This is a genomic window from Accumulibacter sp. (genome assembly GCF_032229525.1).
Lineage (GTDB): Bacteria > Pseudomonadota > Gammaproteobacteria > Burkholderiales > Rhodocyclaceae > Accumulibacter.
This window is the reverse complement of record NZ_JAVTWB010000179.1, coordinates 21,618-40,650: the sequence shown is the minus strand read 5'-3', so window position 1 is coordinate 40,650 and position 19,033 is coordinate 21,618. Positions and strand designations below refer to the sequence as shown.

Below are 19,033 nucleotides of genomic sequence, written 5' to 3'. Positions count from 1 at the left end.
GTCGATATTCCTGAGGGCTTGCTCGAACATGGGGGGCGGTGATTCCGGGTTGGCGGAGAGGTTGATGTTCATCGACCGTGCTTTGCTCAATAGGTCCGCGTTGATGCTGAGGGTGGTCGTCTTTTTGCGTGCGTGCGTATCGTGGGCGGCTTGCATGAAGGGCATCCTGGTGGTGACGATGCGCAGAGCCTATGCGCATCATGGTGCGCAAGGCAAGGGGTCTGAGCGACGCCGCTAACCACCTCAGGCCGAACAGCCGCCGCTCTGGCCAACCTCGTGAAGTCGCTCAGACGTTGAACAGAAAATTCAGCACGTCGCCGTCCTTGACGACGTATTCCTTGCCCTCGGCGCGCATCTTGCCGGCTTCCTTGGCCCCTTGCTCCCCCTTGTAGGTGATGAAGTCGGCGAGGGCGATGGTCTGGGCGCGGATGAAGCCGCGTTCGAAGTCGGTGTGGATGACGCCGGCGGCTTGCGGTGCGGTATCGCCGACGTGGATGGTCCACGCGCGGACTTCCTTGACGCCGGCGGTGAAGTAGGTCTGCAGGCCGAGCAACTGGTAGCCGACGCGGATCAGGCGGTTCAGACCGGGCTCTTCGAGTCCGAGGTCGGCGAGGAAGGCGTCTCGATCCTCATCGTCGAGATCGGCCAGTTCGGCTTCAATCTTGGCACAGAGGGCGACCACCGGCGCGCCTTCCTTGGCGGCATGGGCGCGCAGGTGGTCGAGATGCGGGTTGTTCTCGAAACCGTCTTCGAGCACGTTGCCGACGTACATCGTCGGTTTGATGGTCAGCAGGCAGAGCGGCTTGAGCAGCTCTTTTTCGTCGGCGGAAAGGGCCAGCGTACGCGCCGGATTGCCTTCGTTGAGATGCGGCAGCAGGCGTTCGAGCACGACAACCAGATGCTGTGCTTCCTTGTCCCCCGACCGGGCCTTCTTGCTCTCGCGGTTGAGCGTGCGCTCGACGGCGGCCAGATCGGCGAGCGCCAGCTCGGTCATGATCGTTTCGATGTCCGACAGCGGGTCGACGCGACCAGAGACATGGACGACGTTTTCGTCTTCGAAGCAGCGCACGACATTGACGATGGCGTCGGTCTCGCGGATGTTGGCCAGGAACTGGTTGCCCAGGCCCTCCCCCTTCGAGGCGCCCGCGACCAGCCCGGCGATATCGACGAACTCGACGATCGCCGGCTGCACGCGCTGCGGCTTGACAATGGCGGTCAGCTGGGCGAGGCGTGGATCCGGCACTTCAACGATGCCCACATTGGGCTCGATGGTGCAGAAAGGGTAGTTTTCGGCGGCGATGCCCGCTTTGGTCAGGGCATTGAAGAGGGTCGATTTGCCGACGTTGGGCAGGCCGACGATTCCGCATTTGAGGCTCATGCTCGGATTCCTATGGTGAGACGGTCTTGACGTGCAGTTGCCGTTGCGCTGCGCCGTAGTCGCCGGCGGCCAGCTCCGGCCAGGCCAGCAGGCAGCGGTCGAGGGCGCGGTCGATCAGCTCCTGCTCTTCACGCCGGGGTGCTTTGAGGACGTAGTTGATGACTTCGGCGCGTTCGCCGGGATGACCGATGCCCAGTCGCAGCCGCCAGAAATCCGGCGTTGCCAGGCGCGCCTGGATATCCTTGAGGCCGTTGTGGCCGCCGTTGCCGCCGCCCCGCTTGAGGCGGATGCTGCCCGGTTCGAGGTCGAGGTCGTCATGCACCACCAGTGTCTCGTCGCCGGTGATCCTGTAGAAACGGGCCAGCGCGGCGACTGCCTGGCCGGACAGGTTCATGAAGGTCATCGGTTGCAACAGCCACAGCTCTCCGTGCCGGGCGACCCGGCCAAAAAACTTTCCCTGCGGCGCCAGTGGCGTGTGCAGGCGAGCGGCCAGCTGGTCGACAAACCAGAAGCCGACGTTGTGCCGGTTATCCTCGTATTGGCCGCCAGGGTTGCCGAGGCCGACAATCAGACGGGGTGGGAGCATGACATTGATTGCACCGGTAAAAGAAAAGGCCGCCGCGGGCACTCGGTGCCGGACGGCGGCCTGGGTCTGGCTGGGCGCCTGGGCTCTGGCCTATTCGGCCTTGTCGTCCTTGTCTGCCTCGGCCGCCACTTCAGCGCCGGCCTCTTCTTCGCCTTCGACCTCCTCCTCAGCAACCTTGGGAGCGATGATCGAGACGACGACCTGGTCGTCACCGGAAACCACCGGCGTGACCTTGTCCGGGAAGACGAGTTCGGAAATGTGGATCGAGTCGCCCATCGCGAGTGCCTGGAGGTCCACTTCGATGAACGCCGGCAGGTCTTGCGGCAGGCAGCTCACTTCGATGTCGTTGATCGCCGTGGCGACTGCGCCGCCCTCGAGCTTGACGCCGGGGGCGATATCGCCGTTCAGGAAGTGCAGCGGGATGCGCTGGTGGATGGCGTGGGTGGCGTCTACCCGCAGGAAGTCGCAGTGCAGGACCAGCGGCTTCCAGGGGTGCAGCTGGGCGTCACGCAGCAAGGCTTGCTGGCGTTTGCCATCGAGCTTGAGCGTCAGAACCGACGAGCGAAAGCCTTCCTTGCGCAGGTTGAGCAGGATTTCGTTGTGGTCGATGTCGATCATCAGCGGATCGGCCGTGCCACCGTAGACGATGGCCGGGACCCTGTTTTCGCGGCGCAGGCGGCGGCTCGCTCCGGACCCCTGCAAAGTGCGCTTGCGCGCTTCAATTTCATACTTCATGGACAACTCCTGGTTGAAACACAAACCCCGCCCGCGACCAGGCGAGGGGTTGGAAATCCTTCAGACGGCGCTCGCCGTCTTATTCGATGAACAACGAGGACACCGAATCCTCGTTGCTGATTCGACGAATCGTTTCGGCCATGATCTCGGCAACCGACAGCTGCCGGATACGTGGTGAGTTCCGGGCGTCTTCGCGCAGGGGTATGGTGTCCGTCACCACCAGCTCGTCGAGATCGGAAGCATTGATGCGCTCGACCGCCTTGCCCGAGAGTACCGGGTGCACGCAGTAGGCGACGACATGGCGGGCGCCGTCTTCCTTGAGCGCGGTAGCCGCCTTGCACAAGGTTCCGGCGGTATCGACCAAGTCGTCCATGATTACACAGGTCCGACCCTGGACCTCGCCGATGATGTTCATCACCTCGGAAACATTGGCTTTCGGCCGCCGCTTGTCGATGATTGCCAGATCGCATTCGAGACGTTTGGCCAGCGCCCGCGCGCGGACGACACCGCCAACGTCGGGGGAGACCACCATCAGATGGTCGAAGTCCTTCTTCCAGACGTCGCCGAGCATGATCGGCAGCGAATAGATGTTGTCGACCGGGATGTTGAAGAAGCCCTGAATCTGCTCGGTGTGCAGATCCATGGTCAATACCCGGTGCACGCCTGCTGCGGTCAGCAGATCCGCAACCAGCTTGGCAGCGATAGGTACCCGCGCCGATCGCACACGGCGATCCTGGCGGGCGTAGCCAAAATACGGGATGGCCGCGGTGATCCTGGCCGCTGAGGCGCGCTTGAGCGCATCGGCCATGACCAGCAGTTCCATCAGGTTCTCGTTGGTCGGCGCGCAGGTCGATTGCAGGATGAAGACGTCCATGCCACGCACGTGTTCCTGGATTTCGACGCTGATCTCGCCGTCAGAAAAGCGGGCGACCTGCGCGCGCCCCAGCGAGATGTTGAGGCGCTTGACGACCTCGGCGGCCAACGCGGGGTTGGCGTTGCCGGTGAATACCATCAGGCTGTCGTAGGCCATGGTGTACTTCCAGAGGCGCCCGATCAGCAGCGCCGTATATAAAGCAATACGGGCAGGTAAGGTAGCCTGCCCGCCTCGCCAGAAATGGAATGGCTGGGGAAGAAGGATTCGAACCTTCGAATGCCGGAATCAAAATCCGGTGCCTTGACCAACTTGGCGACTCCCCAGCTGTCGCTCGCATCGCCTAGCTGGCGAACGAGGCGCGCATTATACCGAGGATTCGTCAGGAAAAGAAGCGTAGGGACAATAAATCTGTTGTTGGTATCTGCGAAATCAGCTTGCCAGCGCCAGCAGCGGATGATCATCGAGACCTGCAGCTACCCAGCCACGAAAGCCTTCGGGAAGCTGCGCCAGGGCGCGATCCGCCTGCTCGCGTCCTGCGAATTCGGCAAAAACACAGGCGCCGGAACCCGTCATCCGGGCCGGCGAACAAGCCGACAGGCAGGCAAGGTGCTCGGCAATCGCCGGGAAGCGGGCGGCTGCCACGGCCTCGAGGTCGTTGCCGCCGAACCCCGGATACCATTGCCGGGCGCTGATCGGAACAGCGTCGCGCTTGAGTTCCGGGGCGCCGAAAACGCTTGCCGTGGCGACCTGCACCGGTGGTTCGAGAACCACGTACCAGCTGGGGGCAAGATTGACGGCTTGCAACGTTTCGCCAATGCCCTCGGCAAACGCGTTGCGTCCGAAAATGAACACCGGTACGTCGGCGCCCAGTTCGAGGCCGATTTCCTGTAGCCGCTGGCGAGGCAAGTTGAGTTGCCAGAGATGATTGAGCGCCAACAGGACGGTAGCGGCATCGGAGCTGCCACCGCCCAGGCCACCGCCCATGGGCAGGCGTTTCTCGATGCTGATGTCGACGCCCTGCCGGCAGGCGCTCACCGCCTGCAACAGGCGGGCGGCGCGCACGGTCAGGTCGCTGTCAGGCGGCACTCCCGGCAGTGGTGTCGCCAGGCGCACCGCGCCATCGGCGCGCTGGGAAAAGCGCAGGCTGTCGCTGTGGCCGAGAAAACGGAAAACGGTTTGCAGCAAGTGGTAGCCGTCGGCGCGCCGGCCGACGACATGCAGGAAGAGGTTGAGCTTGGCCGGCGCGGGATAGGCGCTGTGCCAATTCCAGCGCTGGTGCAGGCTCATCGCGCCGCACTCTCCGCCGGCAGCGGTAGCCACTGTTCGATGCGCAAGCGCAGTTCGAAGACGCTGTCGCGCTCGACGAAGAGGCGGCCGGGCAGGGCTTGCGGATCGTCACTGTCGTATTCGTAGTCGATGCGCCAGGCTGCGTGACGCAGGCGTAACGGACGCCCAAGCGCGTCGACCGTCAGCAGACCGCCGTCCGGGTTCCTGCCCCGTACCCAGTCGGTCAATTGGCGCAATGGCAAGGCGTAGCCGAGGACTGACTGCAGCAGTTGATCGACATTTTCTGCGCTGTGGGTGTCGCCGTCGCTGCCGGTGAGGCGAGCGCCGCTGGCGTCGCTGACGATCTCGGCCATGCCTTGTCCCAGTGGCGAGGAGAGCAGCAGTTCGTCGCTGGCCTCGGCATGACGCCAGTTCAGCCGGCCGATGGTGCTCTTGTCTTCCTGGCGCAAGGAAAAGCGGCCGGTCAGCGCAAAGGTCTGAAGTTGGTCACGCTGCAGGGCGGCCGGGGCGATGGCGGAGGGCTGCAGGGCGGCACAGCCACCCAGTCCCGACAGGAGACAAAGAAGTGCCAGGGGCCGCATCGCCCGCGTCAATACGAGAACGGCGCTCGTTTGGCCAAGCTGCCAATTCAGGGCGAGAACCTCTTCAGCGCCTCCTGGAGCTCCTTGTTTTCCGGATGTTTTTTCAGCGCTTCGCGCAAACTGCCTTGCGCTTCGTCCTTGCGCTCCATTGACCACAACACCTCCGCGATGTGCACCGCGATTTCCGGGTCCTGGCGCTGGGCGTAAGCGCGCTGGAGGTGGGTCATGGCGCCCTCAAGATCACCCTGTCGGTAGAGCACCCAACCCATGCTGTCGAGGATGAAGGGGTCATTGGGCGCCAGCTTCAATGCCTGTTCGATCAACTGACGAGCCTCGGGCAGTCGCGTGTTGCGATCGGCATAGGAGTAGCCGAGGGCATTGTAGGCCTGGGCGCTATCCGGTTGCAGCTCGATCAGCTTGCGCAGGCGGCTTTCCATTAGTTCCGTGCGCTCGAGTTTCTCGGCCAGCAGCGCAGACTCGTAAAGCAACTCGGGCTGGTCGGTTTGCTCTTCCAGTGCCGTTTCCAGCAAGGCGAGCGCCGCCTCGGTCTGCTTGGCGTCGCGCAGTAGTGCCGCTTCGGCGATCAGCATCTGAATGCTCAGCTGCGGATTGGTGGCAGCGGCCTGGTGCAATTGGGCTCTCGCATCATCGAGTTTGCCCTGCCGCAAGAGGATGCCGGCACTGCGAATCTGCGCCGGGAGAAAGTGCTCGCCCAGGCCAACCTGCCGATAGTAGGCCAGTGCTTCGTCGCTGTTCTGGCGTTCCTCGGCAAGCTGGCCAAGATAGTAATAGGGCGCGCTCTTGTCGGGAAAATCCAGCGTCACCAGATGTTTGAGCTGCGCCTCGGCAAGCGTCCGGTCGTTTTCCTGGAGTGCGAGGATGGCCACGGGAAAGACAACGTCCGGGTGGTTCGGGTAGGCGAGCAGTAGTTGCTCGAACAGAACCTTGGCTTCCGCGTAGCGCTTTTCACCCACCAGGGCCCGTGCCAGATGGAGCTGGGCGTCGCGCGCGTTCGGATATTTTTCGACGAACTCCTGCAGCGTGGCGATCGCCTCGGTGGGCGATTCTCGAGCCTGTAGCTGGGCCTGCAGCAGGGCGCCGATTTCCCAATCCGGGCGTAACACCCGGGCTCGCCGCGCTTCGGCCTCGGCGCGCTCGTGCTCGTTCGCGGCGTTGGCCGCCACGGCGACGGCATAATGGGCTTCGGCAAGGTCCGGGAAGGGCGCGGTGACCTTGACGATCAGCTGAAGAACCGACTGCCGATTGGGGCTGCGGGCAAACATCCGGTTCAAGGCCAGGAGGTTCGCCGGCAGTGCGTCCTTGTCTGCCTGAAGCATGCTGATCAACTGCGGGGCAAGATCGTCCAGCTGGTTGGACATGACCATCACGCCGACCAGCACCTGCTGTGCACGTTTCGACTCGGGCTCGATCTGTACCCACAAGCGCGCGAGCTGCAGCACGCGGTCGAAACGGCGCGCGTACCCGGCCACTTCTATCGCTCGCTCGAGGACTGCCGGATCGCGGGTGCGCACGGCCAGATCGGCGTAGGCCTGGCTGGCAAAGTCGGTCCTGCCTCGCTGCAAGGCAACCTCGGCGAGCAGGACCTGATAGACCACTTGCCCGGTCAGTTCCTTACTGTCCGTAGCGTCCGGGTGCGGCACCACCGGCAGCAGCGCACTACGCTTTGGTGCGCGCTTGGCCGGCTTGGCCGGTTTTTCCTGCTTGCCAGGCGTCGGCTCTCCGGCCGCCAGCGCGGGCGTGCCGAGCACAAGCGCCAGGGCGGCGCAGAGGAGGGTGCTTTTGATCGCTTTCATGATTTCCTTGCGTGCTGCACACAGTTGCAAGAGCTGACGGGGAGAGTTTGCGCCATAATTCTTGCTGCGCATGTTATGGACTTTTCACGGTAGCAGCAATGCCAGAACTGCCGGAAGTTGAAGTGAGCCGCCAGGGATTGCTCCCTTATCTGCCCGGGCAATCGATTGTTGGCGCCATCGTGCGCACGCCGAGGCTGCGGCACGAGATCCCTGTCGGGCTCGATTTGCGGCTTGCCGGTTTGCGCGTCGACGCGATTGTGCGGCGCGGCAAGTATCTGCTCTTCGATTGCGCGAGCGCCCGCGGTGGCGGTTGGCTGCTGCTCCATCTCGGCATGTCGGGCAGTCTGCGCCTGGTGCCGCGGGATACTCCCGCACAGAAACATGACCACGTTGACCTGCTGTTCAGGCGTACCGTTCTGCGCCTGCGCGATCCCCGTCGCTTCGGCGCGCTGCTCTGGCACGAAGGCCCGCATGTTGAAGAGCATCCGGCGCTCGCCGCGCTCGGGATTGAACCGCTCTCTGACGGTTTCAACGGGGACTGGCTGCATGCCGCCACCCGCGGGCGGCGGATGCCAATCAAGCCGTTGTTGATGGACAGTCACCTGGTGGTCGGAATCGGCAACATCTATGCCGCCGAGAGCCTTTTTCGCGCCGGTATTTCGCCCCTGCGCGCCGCCTGCCGGATCAGCCAGGAACGCTACCGCGTGTTGGCGGGCGCCATCCGCGCAACGCTCGAGGCGGCGATCGCCGCCGGCGGTAGCACTGTGCGCGACTATGTGCACAGTGACGGGGGCGCTGGCTGTTTCCAGCTTTCCTGCGTTGTATATGACCGTCGCGGCGAACCTTGTACGACTTGCTCACGGCCGGTGCGCGTGGTCCGTCAGGGCGGTCGATCGACTTTCTATTGCCCCGCTTGTCAGCGTTAATTGCCGGGTAGCAGGACCCCGGACCCATGTCACTGATTGCTCTGGACTTTGTGATAGAGTAAAAACTCGTCCCTTGCGCTGGAACTGGTCATGACGCTTGCTCAACACTTGGCTGCCTATAGCGAATGGCGCACCGAGCTCTCCGGAAGCCTCGAGAAGTTCGGTCTCTGGCTGATCAAGAACGAACTTGCCGACGCCCAGACCACCCGGCGGCTCGCCCTGCTGCTCGAAAAGCTGCGTGAAGATCGCCTGAACGTAGCATTTGTCGCCGAGTTCTCGCGCGGCAAGTCGGAACTGATCAACGCCATCTTCTTCGCCGAGTACGGCAACCGCATTCTGCCTTCGACACCGGGTCGCACGACCATGTGCCCGACCGAGCTGGTGTTCGATCCGGCCAAGCCTCCGGCCATCGAGTTGCTGCCGATCGGTAGCCGCGAGTCCACCGTCAGTATCAGGGAGTACAAGGGCTTTCCCGACGAGTGGACTGTGGTCCCGCTCGATATCGCTTCCGCCGAGGCGATGCAGGACGCGCTTCGCCATGTCAGTGACGTTACCCGGGTTGACCGCGAGACGGCCGAAAAGCTCGGCTTCACGATCAGCGACGACGACTCGGCGCTGTTTCGTGTCGACGAAGAAGGGACCGTCGAGATCCCGCGCTGGCGCCACGCGATGATCAATTTTCCGCATCCTTTGCTGGAGCAGGGACTGGTCATTCTCGACACCCCGGGACTGAACGCAATCGGTACCGAACCGGAGCTGACCCTGTCACTGCTTCCCAACGCGCATGCGGTGCTCTTCATTTTGGCTGCCGACACCGGCGTCACGCAGTCCGATCTGACCGTCTGGCGCGACCACATTGGCACACCGGGTGGCCGCAAGAAAGGCCGTATCGTCGTTTTGAACAAGATCGACAGCCTGTGGGACGAACTCAAGTCAGCGCAGGAAATCGACGCGGAGATTGCCAGCCAGGTGGGTACCTGCGCGTGGACACTTGACTTGCCGGAGACTCAAATCTTCCCGGTCTCAGCCCAGAAAGCACTGGTTGGCAAGATCAACGACGATGCCGCCTTGCTCAAGCGCAGCCGCTTGCCCGAGCTTGAGTATGCGCTTTCCGAAGAGTTGATTCCCGCCAAGCAGGAAATCGTTCGCGACAATACCGACAGCGAGTTTGCCGATTGTCATCTGCGTGCGCGCCGCCTGCTTGAGTCGCGTCTCGCCGGTCTGCGCGAACAGGTCTCGGAACTCACCGAACTGCGCGGCAAGAACAAAGGCGTTGTCGAGTACATGATGGGCAAGGTGCGTGTCGAGAAGGAGGAGTTTGAAGCCGGGCTGCAGCGCTACTACGCTGTACGCAGTGTCTTCTCGCGCCTGAGCAACAATCTTTTCGCCCATCTCGGACTTGATTCGCTGCGCCTGCTGACCAGCACGACGCGCGAGACGATGGTCAACGCGACGTTTTCCACGACCTTATCGGGCGCGATGAAGCATTTCTTTGATGTTTCGCGCGACAACCTCTCTCGCTCCAGGGGCGAGATCGCCGAGATTCTCGGCATGATGGAGGTGATCTACAAGAAGTTCATCATTGAACACGGCCTCAAGCTCGGCACGCCAGCACCGTTCTCGTTGAAGCGCTACGAGAGGGAAATCAATCGTCTCGATCATTGGTGCAGCGCCCACATCAACAGCGCTTTACAGTTGTTGACACACGAAAAGTCCCAGGTAACCCACCGCTTCTTCGAGGAGGTGGCGGTCCAGGTGCGCAAAACTTTCGAGTACGCCAATCGTGACGCCGAGTCATGGCTGAAATCGATCATGGCACCGCTGGAAGTTCAGATCCGCGAGCATCAGATTCACCTGAAGCGCCGACTCGAAAGCATCAAGCGGATCCACCAGGCAACCGACACGCTGGAGGAGCGCATCGAGGATCTGACCCACGTCGACAACAATCTCGTTTTGCAACTGCGGGAACTCGACGAGATCGGCCAGGATCTCTACGGCGTTCTGCAACAGACGGTAGCTCGCCAGGGAATACGCTGCGCGGCGTGAACGGCACGCGGCCCCGGCGGGCCGGGTTCCAGCCTTGCCCCCACCGTCGAACCAACAGGGTGTGCTCTGGTGTCGGTTTTCTTTACAGATGCCACTCGCATCAGTCGCCAGAAGGCGATATTCTGTAATAGTCGTAAACGCAAATGTCTGAATAGTAAGTCGTTGTCTCCGGATGGGTATGGTATGGCACGTTGTTTGCTTTAGTGCGCGCAGGAGTGACGCACAAGCCCTTGCATTGGCCAAGGGCATAAGCGAACTCTGGCTAACCAAAAGCGCTGCTTAGTGCTCAACCCCAATCGTAGAGGAATAGTCATGCAACGATCCTTGCTGCGTCCGCAGCTTCCCGCAGCCAAACAACTCGCAGTGATCCTGGCCAGCCTGGGAATGCTGATCGCCTTGCCGGCGGCGGCGACCGTCGTCGATGGCCTCAGTGCCCAGGGCACGGCACAGGTTACCGGCAATTCTGCTGTCGTCGTCGGCCCGGTGACCACTTTGCCGTACGCCTCTATCGATGCAAACGACAGCAACGGGACGTCGAGCAGCAGTGCTTCAGCCTGGGGCCACGCAAACGGTCCCTACCGTGCCGGCGCCGAAGGCACCGGAGCGTTTGACAGCACCGGTCACTTCATTCGCTCGTGGAGCATCACCAATGACAGCGGAGTCGCACAACACTACGCGTTCAACTTTTTCATTTACTACGGCAGCATGGGGACCGACCTGGGTTCGGGTGGTGACGGCTACGCCGAGTATCTGGTAAACATTACCCGCGACGGCTCGACAAATCTGTTCAACAGCAGCGCCAAGATCGAAAGCAACGGTGCCTTGACGGAGGGTGGAACCCAGCTCAACGGAGCGTCGCAATCCGGTTCTTACTATTCCTGGGGCGGAACTTCCTTCAACATCGACCTCGGTATCCTCAATAACGGGGAGTCGACCACCGTCGATTATGATCTGGTCAGCCACGCTTACGGCAACTACGCCATTGGCTCGGGTTGCAACGGCTACGGCGGTTACGGTTACGGGGCCGCCGACGTCTATGGCGGGAGTTGTACCGGATCGTCGTACGCGTCGCTTGGCGACCCCGACAGCCTTAACGAGACGCCGATCCCTGGCGTGGGCTTTGTCGTTACCGCGGCGCAGGTGCCGGAACCTGCTACGCTCGCTCTGGTCGGTCTGGGGCTGGCTGGGCTCGGTTGGCGACGTCGCAGGCCGCGCAGCAGCTAGGGGGTGATTGAAGCCAAGCAACGGGCGCTTCGCGCCCGTTGCTTTTTTGGAGTCGAGCCTGCATGGCGACGATCGCTTTGAACTGGGAACTGGGCGCTGCCTTGGGGCACGTCGGGCGCTATCTGCCGATCGCGCTGCAGCTGAGGGCACAAGGGCATCGGCCGGTCCTCATTCTGCGTGATATTTCGCGGGCTGAGGCGGTTCTTGGTCCGCATCGGATCGAGTTCCTGCAGGCTCCGGTGTGGCTAACGCCCGTACACGGTTTGCCGCCCGACCTCAACTTCACCGAAACGCTCTATCGCTTCGGCTTTCTCAAACCCGACGGGCTGCTGTCAATGGCCCGCGCCTGGCGCTCGCTGTGGGAATTGCTGCAAGCCGACCTGATGGTCTTCGACCACGCGCCGACGGCCTTGCTTGCTGCCCGTGGTCTGGGCGTTCCACGGTTGATCCTGGGCAACACTTTTGCCATTCCGCCGCGCGTTTGTCCCTTGCCGCGTTACCGCTGGTGGGCCAATGGCGCGGGCGAGCATCTGCGCCTGGCGGAAACCGAAGAACGGACGACACGCAACTGCAACACGGTGCTCAAGGATCTGGGCGCGCCGCTCATTGCCCAGGTGGCCGATCTGTTTGAAGCCGAGGCGACTTACCTCTGTGCGAGAGCGAAACTCGACGTCTATGGTGAGCGACCCGATGGCAACTATATTGGTCCGATAAATAGCCTGAGCATGGGTAGCGCACCGCTCTGGCCAACAGGCGACGCGCCGCCGGTCTTCGCCTACCTGAAAGCGGACTACCAGCATCTCGATGCGGTTCTCGGCGCCATTGGTAAGAGCCGGGGGCGCTATCTGATCTACGTGGCAGGCTTGCCCGAGCAGTTGCGCAAGCGCCATGAATCCGGGCACGTCGCATTCAGTGCGACACCGTTGTTGATGAGTGAAGTGGTCAGGCAATGCGCGGCGATCATCTGTCACGCGGGTGGCATGAGCGACATTGCGCTCGACAAAGGCAAGCCGCTACTGCTCCTGCCGATGCAGATGGAGCAGACGATGACCAGCCATCGGGTGGAGGCGCTTGGCGCCGCGGTCATGCTGGCACTCGATGGCAATCCTGCCACTTTGTCGAAACTGCTCAAGCGACTGCTGGACGACGACAGCCTGGCGGCACGCGCTGCCGACTACGCCGCGCAGTTGTCCAGCGCCGACCAGTCGCTTGCCGTGGGCCGGGTCGTCGAGGGCTGTGAAGCGCTGCTTGCCGGCAGTGCCCACGCCAGCGCGTGCGACCGTTCCCGCTAGCCGAGGCCGAGGTGTCGGTTTCTCGGTTTTTTGCCGGTGTGCTCAGCGAAAGATGTGGTCGAGCAATCTTGTGACGCGCTGATCGGCGTCAGTGGCGAGGCAATCGACGATCTGTGGGCGCAGCGTGTTCTTGAGCCACGTAATCTGCCGCTTGGCCAACTGGCGGGTGGCGTAGATGCCGCGGTCGCGCAGTTCGCTGCGTGGCGCCAGGCCATCCTGTACTTCCCACACCTGCCGATAACCGACGCAGCGCATCGAGGGGAGATCGACTCGCAGGGGGTACTTGTTGCGCAGCCCACCCACTTCGGCTTCCAGCCCTGCGTCGAGCATGGCGGCGAAACGTTCCGCGATGCGCTGGTGGAGGACGCCGCGGTCTGCAGGCAGCAGACCGATCGACAGCAAGCGGTAGGGCGGCGCCTGCGTCTTGCCGGCGGCGATCAGGTCGGATAGTGGGCGGTCGGCAAGGCGGAAAACCTCGAGCGCGCGCTGGATACGCTGCGCATCGGTCGTGTGCAGACGGGCCGCCGTGGCCGGGTCGACCTGCGCGAGTTCGGCGTGCAGCGCCGGCCAGCCGCGGCTGGCTGCATCCTGATCGATTGCCGCGCGCGTGGCCGGGTCGGCCGGCGGCAGATCGGCCAGACCTTCGATCAGCGCCTTGAAATACAGCATGGTGCCACCGACGAGGAGGGGCACCTTGCCGCGTGCCGTGATCTCCCCCATCACCGTCAGCGCGTCGGTGCGAAAACGCGCCGCCGAATAGGCTTCGGTCGGAGCGATCAGGTCAATCAGGTGATGCGGGAACTTGGCCAGGGTCGCGGCGTCGGGCTTGGCCGTACCGATATTCATATCGCGAAAGACCTGCGCCGAATCGACGCTGATCAGCTCGACGGGAAAGCGGCGTGCCAATGCCATGGCCACCGCTGTCTTGCCGCTGGCGGTGGGGCCCATCAGCAGGATCGCCGGTGGACGCGCGGGATTTTCCGGGGATTCGTTCATCGGCCGCGCAGGAAATGCCGGTCGAGGTCGGCGATCGTCAGCTGGGTCCAGGTCGGACGGCCGTGGTTGCAATGATCGGCGCGTTCTGTTTCTTCCATTTGCCGCAGTAGCGCGTTCATCTCCGGTAGTGACAGCAGGCGGCGGGCGCGCACCGCGCCGTGGCAGGCCATGCCGGCCAAAAACTCATTGCGGCGCGTGGTCAATAGCTGGCTGACGCCATGCTCGCGGAGTTCGTCGAGCAGCGCTCGCGCCAGCGTCGCCGGATCGGCTGCCTGCAGCAGCGCCGGAACGCGCCGCACGGCGAGTTGTCGTGGACCCAAGGGCGCCAGATCGAAACCGAGCTGCTGCAGCGCTTCGGCGTGTTCCTCGGCAGCGGCGATGTCAACGGCTTCAGCACCGAAGACCGCTGGAATCAGCAAAGCCTGGGTTGCCATCTGCCTGTCGGCGAAGGCCGCCTTGAGCTTTTCATAGAGGATTCGCTCGTGCGCCGCGTGCATGTCCACGACGACCAGCCCGTGGCTGTTTTGCGCCAGGATGTAGACGCCGTGCAATTGCGCGAGGGCGTAGCCGAGTGCTGGCACCGCGGCCTCGGTAGCTGACGGATTTGGCAGTGCGCCCGATTGGACGCCATCAGCAGCGCGTGCGGTGCTGACAAAATCCAGGTAGGCGCGCGTTGCACCGGGTTCGCTGACGTGCAGCGATCCCTGGTACGGTGCACGCGTAGTAAAGGCGGTTGCAAGGCCTTTTCCGTCAGACGGGTCTGCGCCGACGGCCTGTCCGTGGCCGTCGGCGGTGGACGCCAGCGGAATTGACAGCAGGCGCTGTACGGCATGAAAAACAAACTGGTGCACGGCGCGCGTATCGCGAAAGCGAACTTCGGTCTTCTGTGGATGCACATTCACATCAACGGTGGCCGGGTCGATTTCGAGGAAGACGCAGTAGGCCGGGAAACGGCTGCCGTGCAGCTGATCCTGGTAAGCCTCGCGCAGGGCATGGATCAGCAGTCTGTCGCGTACGAAGCGGCCGTTGACGTAGCAGTACTGGGCGTCATTGCGCGCTCGCGAGTAGGCCGGGAGCGCGCAGAAACCAGACACGCGCAACGGCCCGGCGCGTACGTCGAGTGGGCGCGCCTCGGCAAGGAAGTCGTCGCCGAGGACGGCACCGGCGCGGCCGCGGGCGTCGCTGCGCTTCAGGTGCAGGCTGACGCGGCCGTTGTGCGAAAGCGTGAAGGCGACGTCGGGGTGCGCCAGGGCAATACGCTTGACTGCCTCGGCACAATGGGCGAACTCGGTGGCATCGGATTTGAGGAATTTGCGGCGCGCCGGCGTGTTGTAGTAGAGGTCGCGCATCTCGACTACCGTGCCGGCAGCCAGGGCGGCGGGTTCAGGTGCTGCCCCAGGTTCGGCACCTAACCGCCAGGCATGGGCTTCGCTCGCATGGTCGCCCTGCCGGCGACTGGTCAGCGTGACACGGGCGACGCCAGCGACCGAAGCCAGCGCTTCGCCGCGAAAGCCAAGCGTTCCGACGCGTTCGAGATCGTCGAGTGAGCTGATTTTCGATGTCGCGTGGCGGGTGAGGGCGAGCGCCAGTTCGTCGCCTGCGATGCCGCAACCATCGTCGCCAACGCGGATCAGCTTGACCCCGCCTTCTTCGAGCTGGATCTGGATCGACGAGCTGCCCGCGTCGAGCGCATTCTCGAGCAGTTCCTTGAGCACGGAGGCGGGCCGGTCGACAACCTCTCCAGCGGCGATCTGGCTGATCAGCAGATCCGGAAGCAGGTGGATAGCGGGTGTTGTAGGCATCACGCAATTATCCCACGCCGGTCAAGCCGGCATGTCGTGTTGACCATCGCCGGCTTGTTCCCGACTCTGTCCGGCCGCGTGCGAGGAAGCTTTGGTCCTGCGGACGCCGAGTCGCTGCGCGAGAAAGCTTGCTCGATAGCTACTGGGGTAGCTTGTGCAGCGGGATCCCCAACGCACTGGCGACGCCTGCCCCATACGCCGGATCGGCTTTGAGACAATTGCCGATGTGCCGGAACTTGATTTCTTCGGGCGCATCACCCATCGCTCGCGCGGTGTTGTCGAACAGAATCTGCCGCTGCTCGGGGCTCATCAGGCGGAACAGCGCGCCCGGTTGGGAGTAGTAATCACCATCTTCGCGGTGATTCCAGTGATCGGCGGCACCTTCCAGTGACAGCGGTGGTTCGCGGTAGTCGGGTTGTTCCTGCCACTCACCGTAGCTGTTTGGCTCGTAGCCGAGCGTGCCACCGTGGTTGCCGTCGACGCGCATTGCGCCGTCTCGGTGGTAGCTGTGGAAGGGACAGCGTGGGGCGTTGACCGGTATCTGGTGGTGATTGATACCGAGCCGGTAGCGCTGCGTGTCGCCATACGAAAACAGGCGACCTTGCAGCATCTTGTCGGGCGAGAAGCTGATTCCGGGAACCACGGCGGCGGGGTCGAAAGCCGCCTGTTCGACCTCGGCGAAGTAGTTTTCCGGGTTTCGGTTCAGCTCCATGACGCCAACCTCGATCGGCGGGTAATCCTTGTGCGGCCAGACCTTGGTCAGATCGAAGGGGTGGTAGGGAACCGCCGATGCGTCCTTCTCCGGCATCACTTGCACGTACAGCGTCCACTTCGGAAAGTCGCCTTTGTCGATGCTCTCGAGCAGGTCACGCTGGTGACTCTCGCGGTCCTTGCCGACGATGGCTTCGGCTTCGGCGTCGCTGAGGTTCTTGATCCCCTGCTGGGTACGGAAATGGAACTTGACCCAGTAGCGCTCGTTGGCGGCATTGATGAGGCTAAAAGTGTGTGAGCCGAAGCCGTGCATGTGGCGGTAGCTGGCGGGAATGCCGCGGTCGCTCATGACGATGGTCACCTGGTGCAGCGCTTCGGGCAGCGATGTCCAGAAATCCCAGTTGTTGGTGGCGCTGCGCATATTGGTGCGTGGGTCGCGCTTGACCGCGTGGTTCAGGTCGGGGAACTTGAGCGGGTCGCGCAGGAAGAATACCGGCGTGTTGTTGCCGACCAGGTCCCAGTTGCCTTCTTCGGTGTAGAACTTGACAGCGAAGCCGCGGATATCCCGCTCGGCGTCAGCGGCGCCACGTTCGCCGGCGACGGTGCTGAAGCGGGCGAAGAGCTCGGTCTTCTTGCCAATCTCGGAGAATATCTTGGCGCGCGTGTATTTGGTGATGTCGTGGGTGACGGTGAAGCTGCCGTAGGCAGCCGAACCCTTGGCGTGCATGCGGCGCTCGGGGATCACTTCGCGGTCGAAGTGCGCGAGCTTTTGGAGATGCCAGATATCCTGCAGCAGCACCGGGCCGCGCGGGCCGGCGGTCATGGTGTTCTGGTTATCTACAACCGGCGCGCCGGCGGCAGTGGTGAGTTTCTTGATGTTCATCAGTGGTTTTCCTTTCGATCAGGCTTTCGCGGCCACCAAATGGCGTTCCGGACACCCGATAGCCCCATTCTAGGTATGCCTGGCCAATTGATATAATTGATTATGAGTATGTGAACGATTTATTATAGCTATGATAACGCGGCGCTCGATGGTTGGTGCTGGCGCGTGGTCGCTGATCGCCTTCTCCCAATCTCAAGTAGAATGTGCCGCGAGACACTCCGAACGAGCTCAAGAGCACAGCGCATGGAACTAGTAGGAAAACGCATCGTCCTTGGCGTTACGGGCGGCATTGCGGCGTACAAGGCGGCAGAACTGGTTCGCCTGCTGGTCAAGGAGGGCGCGACGGTACAGGTGGCGATGACCGAGGCAGCGACACGCTTCGTCACACCGGTCACTTTTCAGGCATTGTCCGGCAAGCCGGTGTTCTCCGACCAGTGGGATCCACGGGTTGCCAACAACATGGCGCACATCGATTTGTCGCGTCAGGCCGATGTGCTACTGGTTGCCCCTGCCTCGGCTGATTTTCTCGCCAAGCTGGCCAACGGGCTGGCCGACGATCTGTTGACCACCATGGTTCTGGCTCGCGACTGTCCGCTGCTGGTGGCCCCGGCCATGAATCGGCAGATGTGGGATAACCCGGCGACCGGCCGGAACATTGCGGCCTTGCGCGGAGACGGCGTGTGCATCATCGGTCCGGCCTCTGGCGATCAGGCCTGCGGCGAGACCGGGCAGGGGCGGATGCTCGAAGCCGAAGAAGTTCTGGCCGAACTGATCGCGCATTTTCAACCCAAGCTGCTGGCTGGCAAACGCGTCCTGCTGACCGCCGGCCCGACCTTCGAGGCCATCGATCCGGTGCGCGGCATCACCAATATGTCGACCGGGAAAATGGGCTACGCGATCAGCCGCGCGGCTTGCGAGGCCGGCGCACAGGTGACCCTGGTCTCCGGCCCGGTCTGCCTGCCGTGTCCGGCAGGCGTGACGCGTATCGCGGTGACCAGTGCCCTGCAGATGCACGATGCGGTGTTTCGTCACGTCGCCGAAAACGAGGTTTTCGTCGCCGTCGCGGCCGTCGCCGATTACCGGCCGGCCGGATTTGTGGAGCAGAAGATAAAGAAGGGCCAGCGCTCGTCGCCACCGACCATCGAACTGGTAGAGAACCCGGACATCCTTGCCGAAGTTGCGGCGCTGCCGGTGCCGCCCCTGTGCGTCGGTTTTGCCGCGGAAAGCGAGAATCTCGCCGAATACGCGGAGAGCAAGCGGCGCAGCAAGAAGGTCCCGCTGGTCGTCGGCAATCTCATCCAGGATGGCTTCGGTGGTGAGGAGAACACACTTATTCTTTTCGACGACGACGGCCAGCACCCGCTAGCGCCCGCGCCCAAGTTGCAGCTGGCGCGTCAGCTGGTGGCACGGATCGCGGTCCTGCTCGGCAAGCGCTGATGGCAAACCTGGCGCTTCCGGTTGACGTCAAGCTGCTCGATCCGCGCTTGCGCGAGAACCCCCCGCACTATGCCAGCGCCGGCTCGGCCGGACTGGACCTGCGGGCGTGTATCGCTGCTCCGGTAGAAATCCGGCCGGGGGAAACGGTATTGATTCCGACCGGGGTGGCGATTCATCTCGCCGATCCGGGATTGGCGGCGATGATCCTGCCGCGCTCGGGTCTTGGCCACAAACACGGCATCGTTCTGGGCAATCTGGTCGGCCTGATCGACTCCGACTACCAGGGCGAGATCATGGTGTCGACCTGGAACCGCGGCCAGGAACCGTTCACGCTGCGACCGCTCGACCGCCTGGCACAACTGGTGGTGGTTCCAGTCTTGCAGGTAGTTTTCAACGTGGTCGACGATTTCGCTACCAGCTCGCGCGGCGACCGTGGTTTCGGTAGCACCGGCCGCTCCTGA

At 62.9% G+C, this 19,033-nt stretch carries 17 protein-coding genes and 1 tRNA gene; 6 read left to right on the top strand and 12 right to left on the bottom strand.

The window, feature by feature from the left end; translation table 11 throughout:
* The 9 genes from RUW20_RS13975 to RUW20_RS13935 form a co-directional block, all read right to left on the bottom strand.
* Positions 1-156: type II toxin-antitoxin system CcdA family antitoxin (locus RUW20_RS13975; RefSeq protein WP_313952846.1), on the bottom strand; the 156-nt coding region annotated here is incomplete at its 3' end.
* 130 nt (positions 157-286) lie between these two features.
* The gene (gene ychF / locus RUW20_RS13970) at positions 287-1,378 is read right to left on the bottom strand and encodes a redox-regulated ATPase YchF (protein ID WP_313952837.1); all 1,092 of its coding nucleotides are present in this window, start codon (positions 1,376-1,378) and stop codon (positions 287-289) included.
* 10 nt (positions 1,379-1,388) lie between these two features.
* On the bottom strand, positions 1,389-1,964 hold the full coding sequence (gene pth, locus RUW20_RS13965; RefSeq protein ID WP_313952836.1) for an aminoacyl-tRNA hydrolase: 576 nt from the start codon (positions 1,962-1,964) through the stop codon (positions 1,389-1,391).
* Between the two features lie 90 nt (positions 1,965-2,054).
* A complete protein-coding gene (locus RUW20_RS13960; protein ID WP_313952835.1) occupies positions 2,055-2,699 on the bottom strand; it encodes a 50S ribosomal protein L25/general stress protein Ctc in 645 nt (214 codons plus the stop codon).
* Positions 2,700-2,778: 79 nt separating this feature from the next.
* Positions 2,779-3,729 carry a ribose-phosphate pyrophosphokinase gene (locus tag RUW20_RS13955; protein ID WP_313952834.1) on the bottom strand — a complete coding sequence of 317 codons (951 nt, stop codon included), beginning with the start codon at positions 3,727-3,729 and terminating at the stop codon, positions 2,779-2,781.
* A gap of 90 nt (positions 3,730-3,819) precedes the next feature.
* Positions 3,820-3,896, bottom strand: a tRNA-Gln gene (locus RUW20_RS13950).
* A 106-nt stretch (positions 3,897-4,002) separates the two neighbouring features.
* Positions 4,003-4,860, bottom strand: a complete 858-nt coding sequence (gene ispE, locus RUW20_RS13945) for a 4-(cytidine 5'-diphospho)-2-C-methyl-D-erythritol kinase (protein WP_313952833.1) — start codon at positions 4,858-4,860, stop codon at positions 4,003-4,005.
* Positions 4,857-5,441 carry a lipoprotein insertase outer membrane protein LolB gene (lolB, locus tag RUW20_RS13940; protein ID WP_313952832.1) on the bottom strand — a complete coding sequence of 195 codons (585 nt, stop codon included), beginning with the start codon at positions 5,439-5,441 and terminating at the stop codon, positions 4,857-4,859. The genes ispE and lolB overlap by 4 nt, the downstream gene beginning before the upstream one ends.
* Before the next feature lie 47 nt (positions 5,442-5,488).
* Positions 5,489-7,255 carry a tetratricopeptide repeat protein gene (locus RUW20_RS13935; RefSeq protein WP_313952831.1) on the bottom strand — a complete coding sequence of 589 codons (1,767 nt, stop codon included), beginning with the start codon at positions 7,253-7,255 and terminating at the stop codon, positions 5,489-5,491.
* A 98-nt stretch (positions 7,256-7,353) separates the two neighbouring features.
* On the opposite strand from RUW20_RS13935, the gene mutM reads away from it, so the two are divergent.
* The 4 genes from mutM to RUW20_RS13915 all read left to right on the top strand — a co-directional run bounded on the left by mutM (position 7,354) and on the right by RUW20_RS13915 (position 12,743).
* The gene (gene mutM, locus RUW20_RS13930) at positions 7,354-8,181 is read left to right on the top strand and encodes a bifunctional DNA-formamidopyrimidine glycosylase/DNA-(apurinic or apyrimidinic site) lyase (protein ID WP_313952830.1); all 828 of its coding nucleotides are present in this window, start codon (positions 7,354-7,356) and stop codon (positions 8,179-8,181) included.
* A 90-nt stretch (positions 8,182-8,271) separates the two neighbouring features.
* On the top strand, positions 8,272-10,227 hold the full coding sequence (locus tag RUW20_RS13925; RefSeq protein WP_313952829.1) for a dynamin family protein: 1,956 nt from the start codon (positions 8,272-8,274) through the stop codon (positions 10,225-10,227).
* Positions 10,228-10,539: 312 nt separating this feature from the next.
* Positions 10,540-11,451 (top strand): PEP-CTERM sorting domain-containing protein, encoded by a 912-nt coding sequence (locus RUW20_RS13920; RefSeq protein WP_313952828.1) that lies wholly within the window; start codon positions 10,540-10,542, stop codon positions 11,449-11,451.
* 62 nt (positions 11,452-11,513) lie between these two features.
* The gene (locus RUW20_RS13915; protein WP_313952827.1) at positions 11,514-12,743 is read left to right on the top strand and encodes a glycosyltransferase; all 1,230 of its coding nucleotides are present in this window, start codon (positions 11,514-11,516) and stop codon (positions 12,741-12,743) included.
* Positions 12,744-12,785: 42 nt separating this feature from the next.
* Here RUW20_RS13915 and miaA read toward each other — a convergent pair whose 3' ends face one another.
* From miaA to RUW20_RS13900, 3 genes are all read right to left on the bottom strand, one after another.
* Positions 12,786-13,739, bottom strand: coding sequence for a tRNA (adenosine(37)-N6)-dimethylallyltransferase MiaA (gene miaA, locus RUW20_RS13910; protein WP_313952826.1), 954 nt, complete (start codon positions 13,737-13,739; stop codon positions 12,786-12,788).
* Positions 13,736-15,541 carry a DNA mismatch repair endonuclease MutL gene (mutL, locus tag RUW20_RS13905; protein ID WP_313952825.1) on the bottom strand — a complete coding sequence of 602 codons (1,806 nt, stop codon included), beginning with the start codon at positions 15,539-15,541 and terminating at the stop codon, positions 13,736-13,738. The genes miaA and mutL overlap by 4 nt, the downstream gene beginning before the upstream one ends.
* Positions 15,542-15,680: 139 nt before the next feature.
* Positions 15,681-17,135, bottom strand: coding sequence for a catalase (locus RUW20_RS13900; RefSeq protein WP_313952824.1), 1,455 nt, complete (start codon positions 17,133-17,135; stop codon positions 15,681-15,683).
* A gap of 243 nt (positions 17,136-17,378) precedes the next feature.
* Here RUW20_RS13900 and coaBC point away from each other — a divergent pair, with 243 nt between their 5' ends.
* A complete protein-coding gene (gene coaBC / locus RUW20_RS13895; protein WP_313952823.1) occupies positions 17,379-18,572 on the top strand; it encodes a bifunctional phosphopantothenoylcysteine decarboxylase/phosphopantothenate--cysteine ligase CoaBC in 1,194 nt (397 codons plus the stop codon).
* Positions 18,572-19,033, top strand: a complete 462-nt coding sequence (dut, locus tag RUW20_RS13890; RefSeq protein WP_313952822.1) for a dUTP diphosphatase — start codon at positions 18,572-18,574, stop codon at positions 19,031-19,033. The genes coaBC and dut overlap by 1 nt, the downstream gene beginning before the upstream one ends.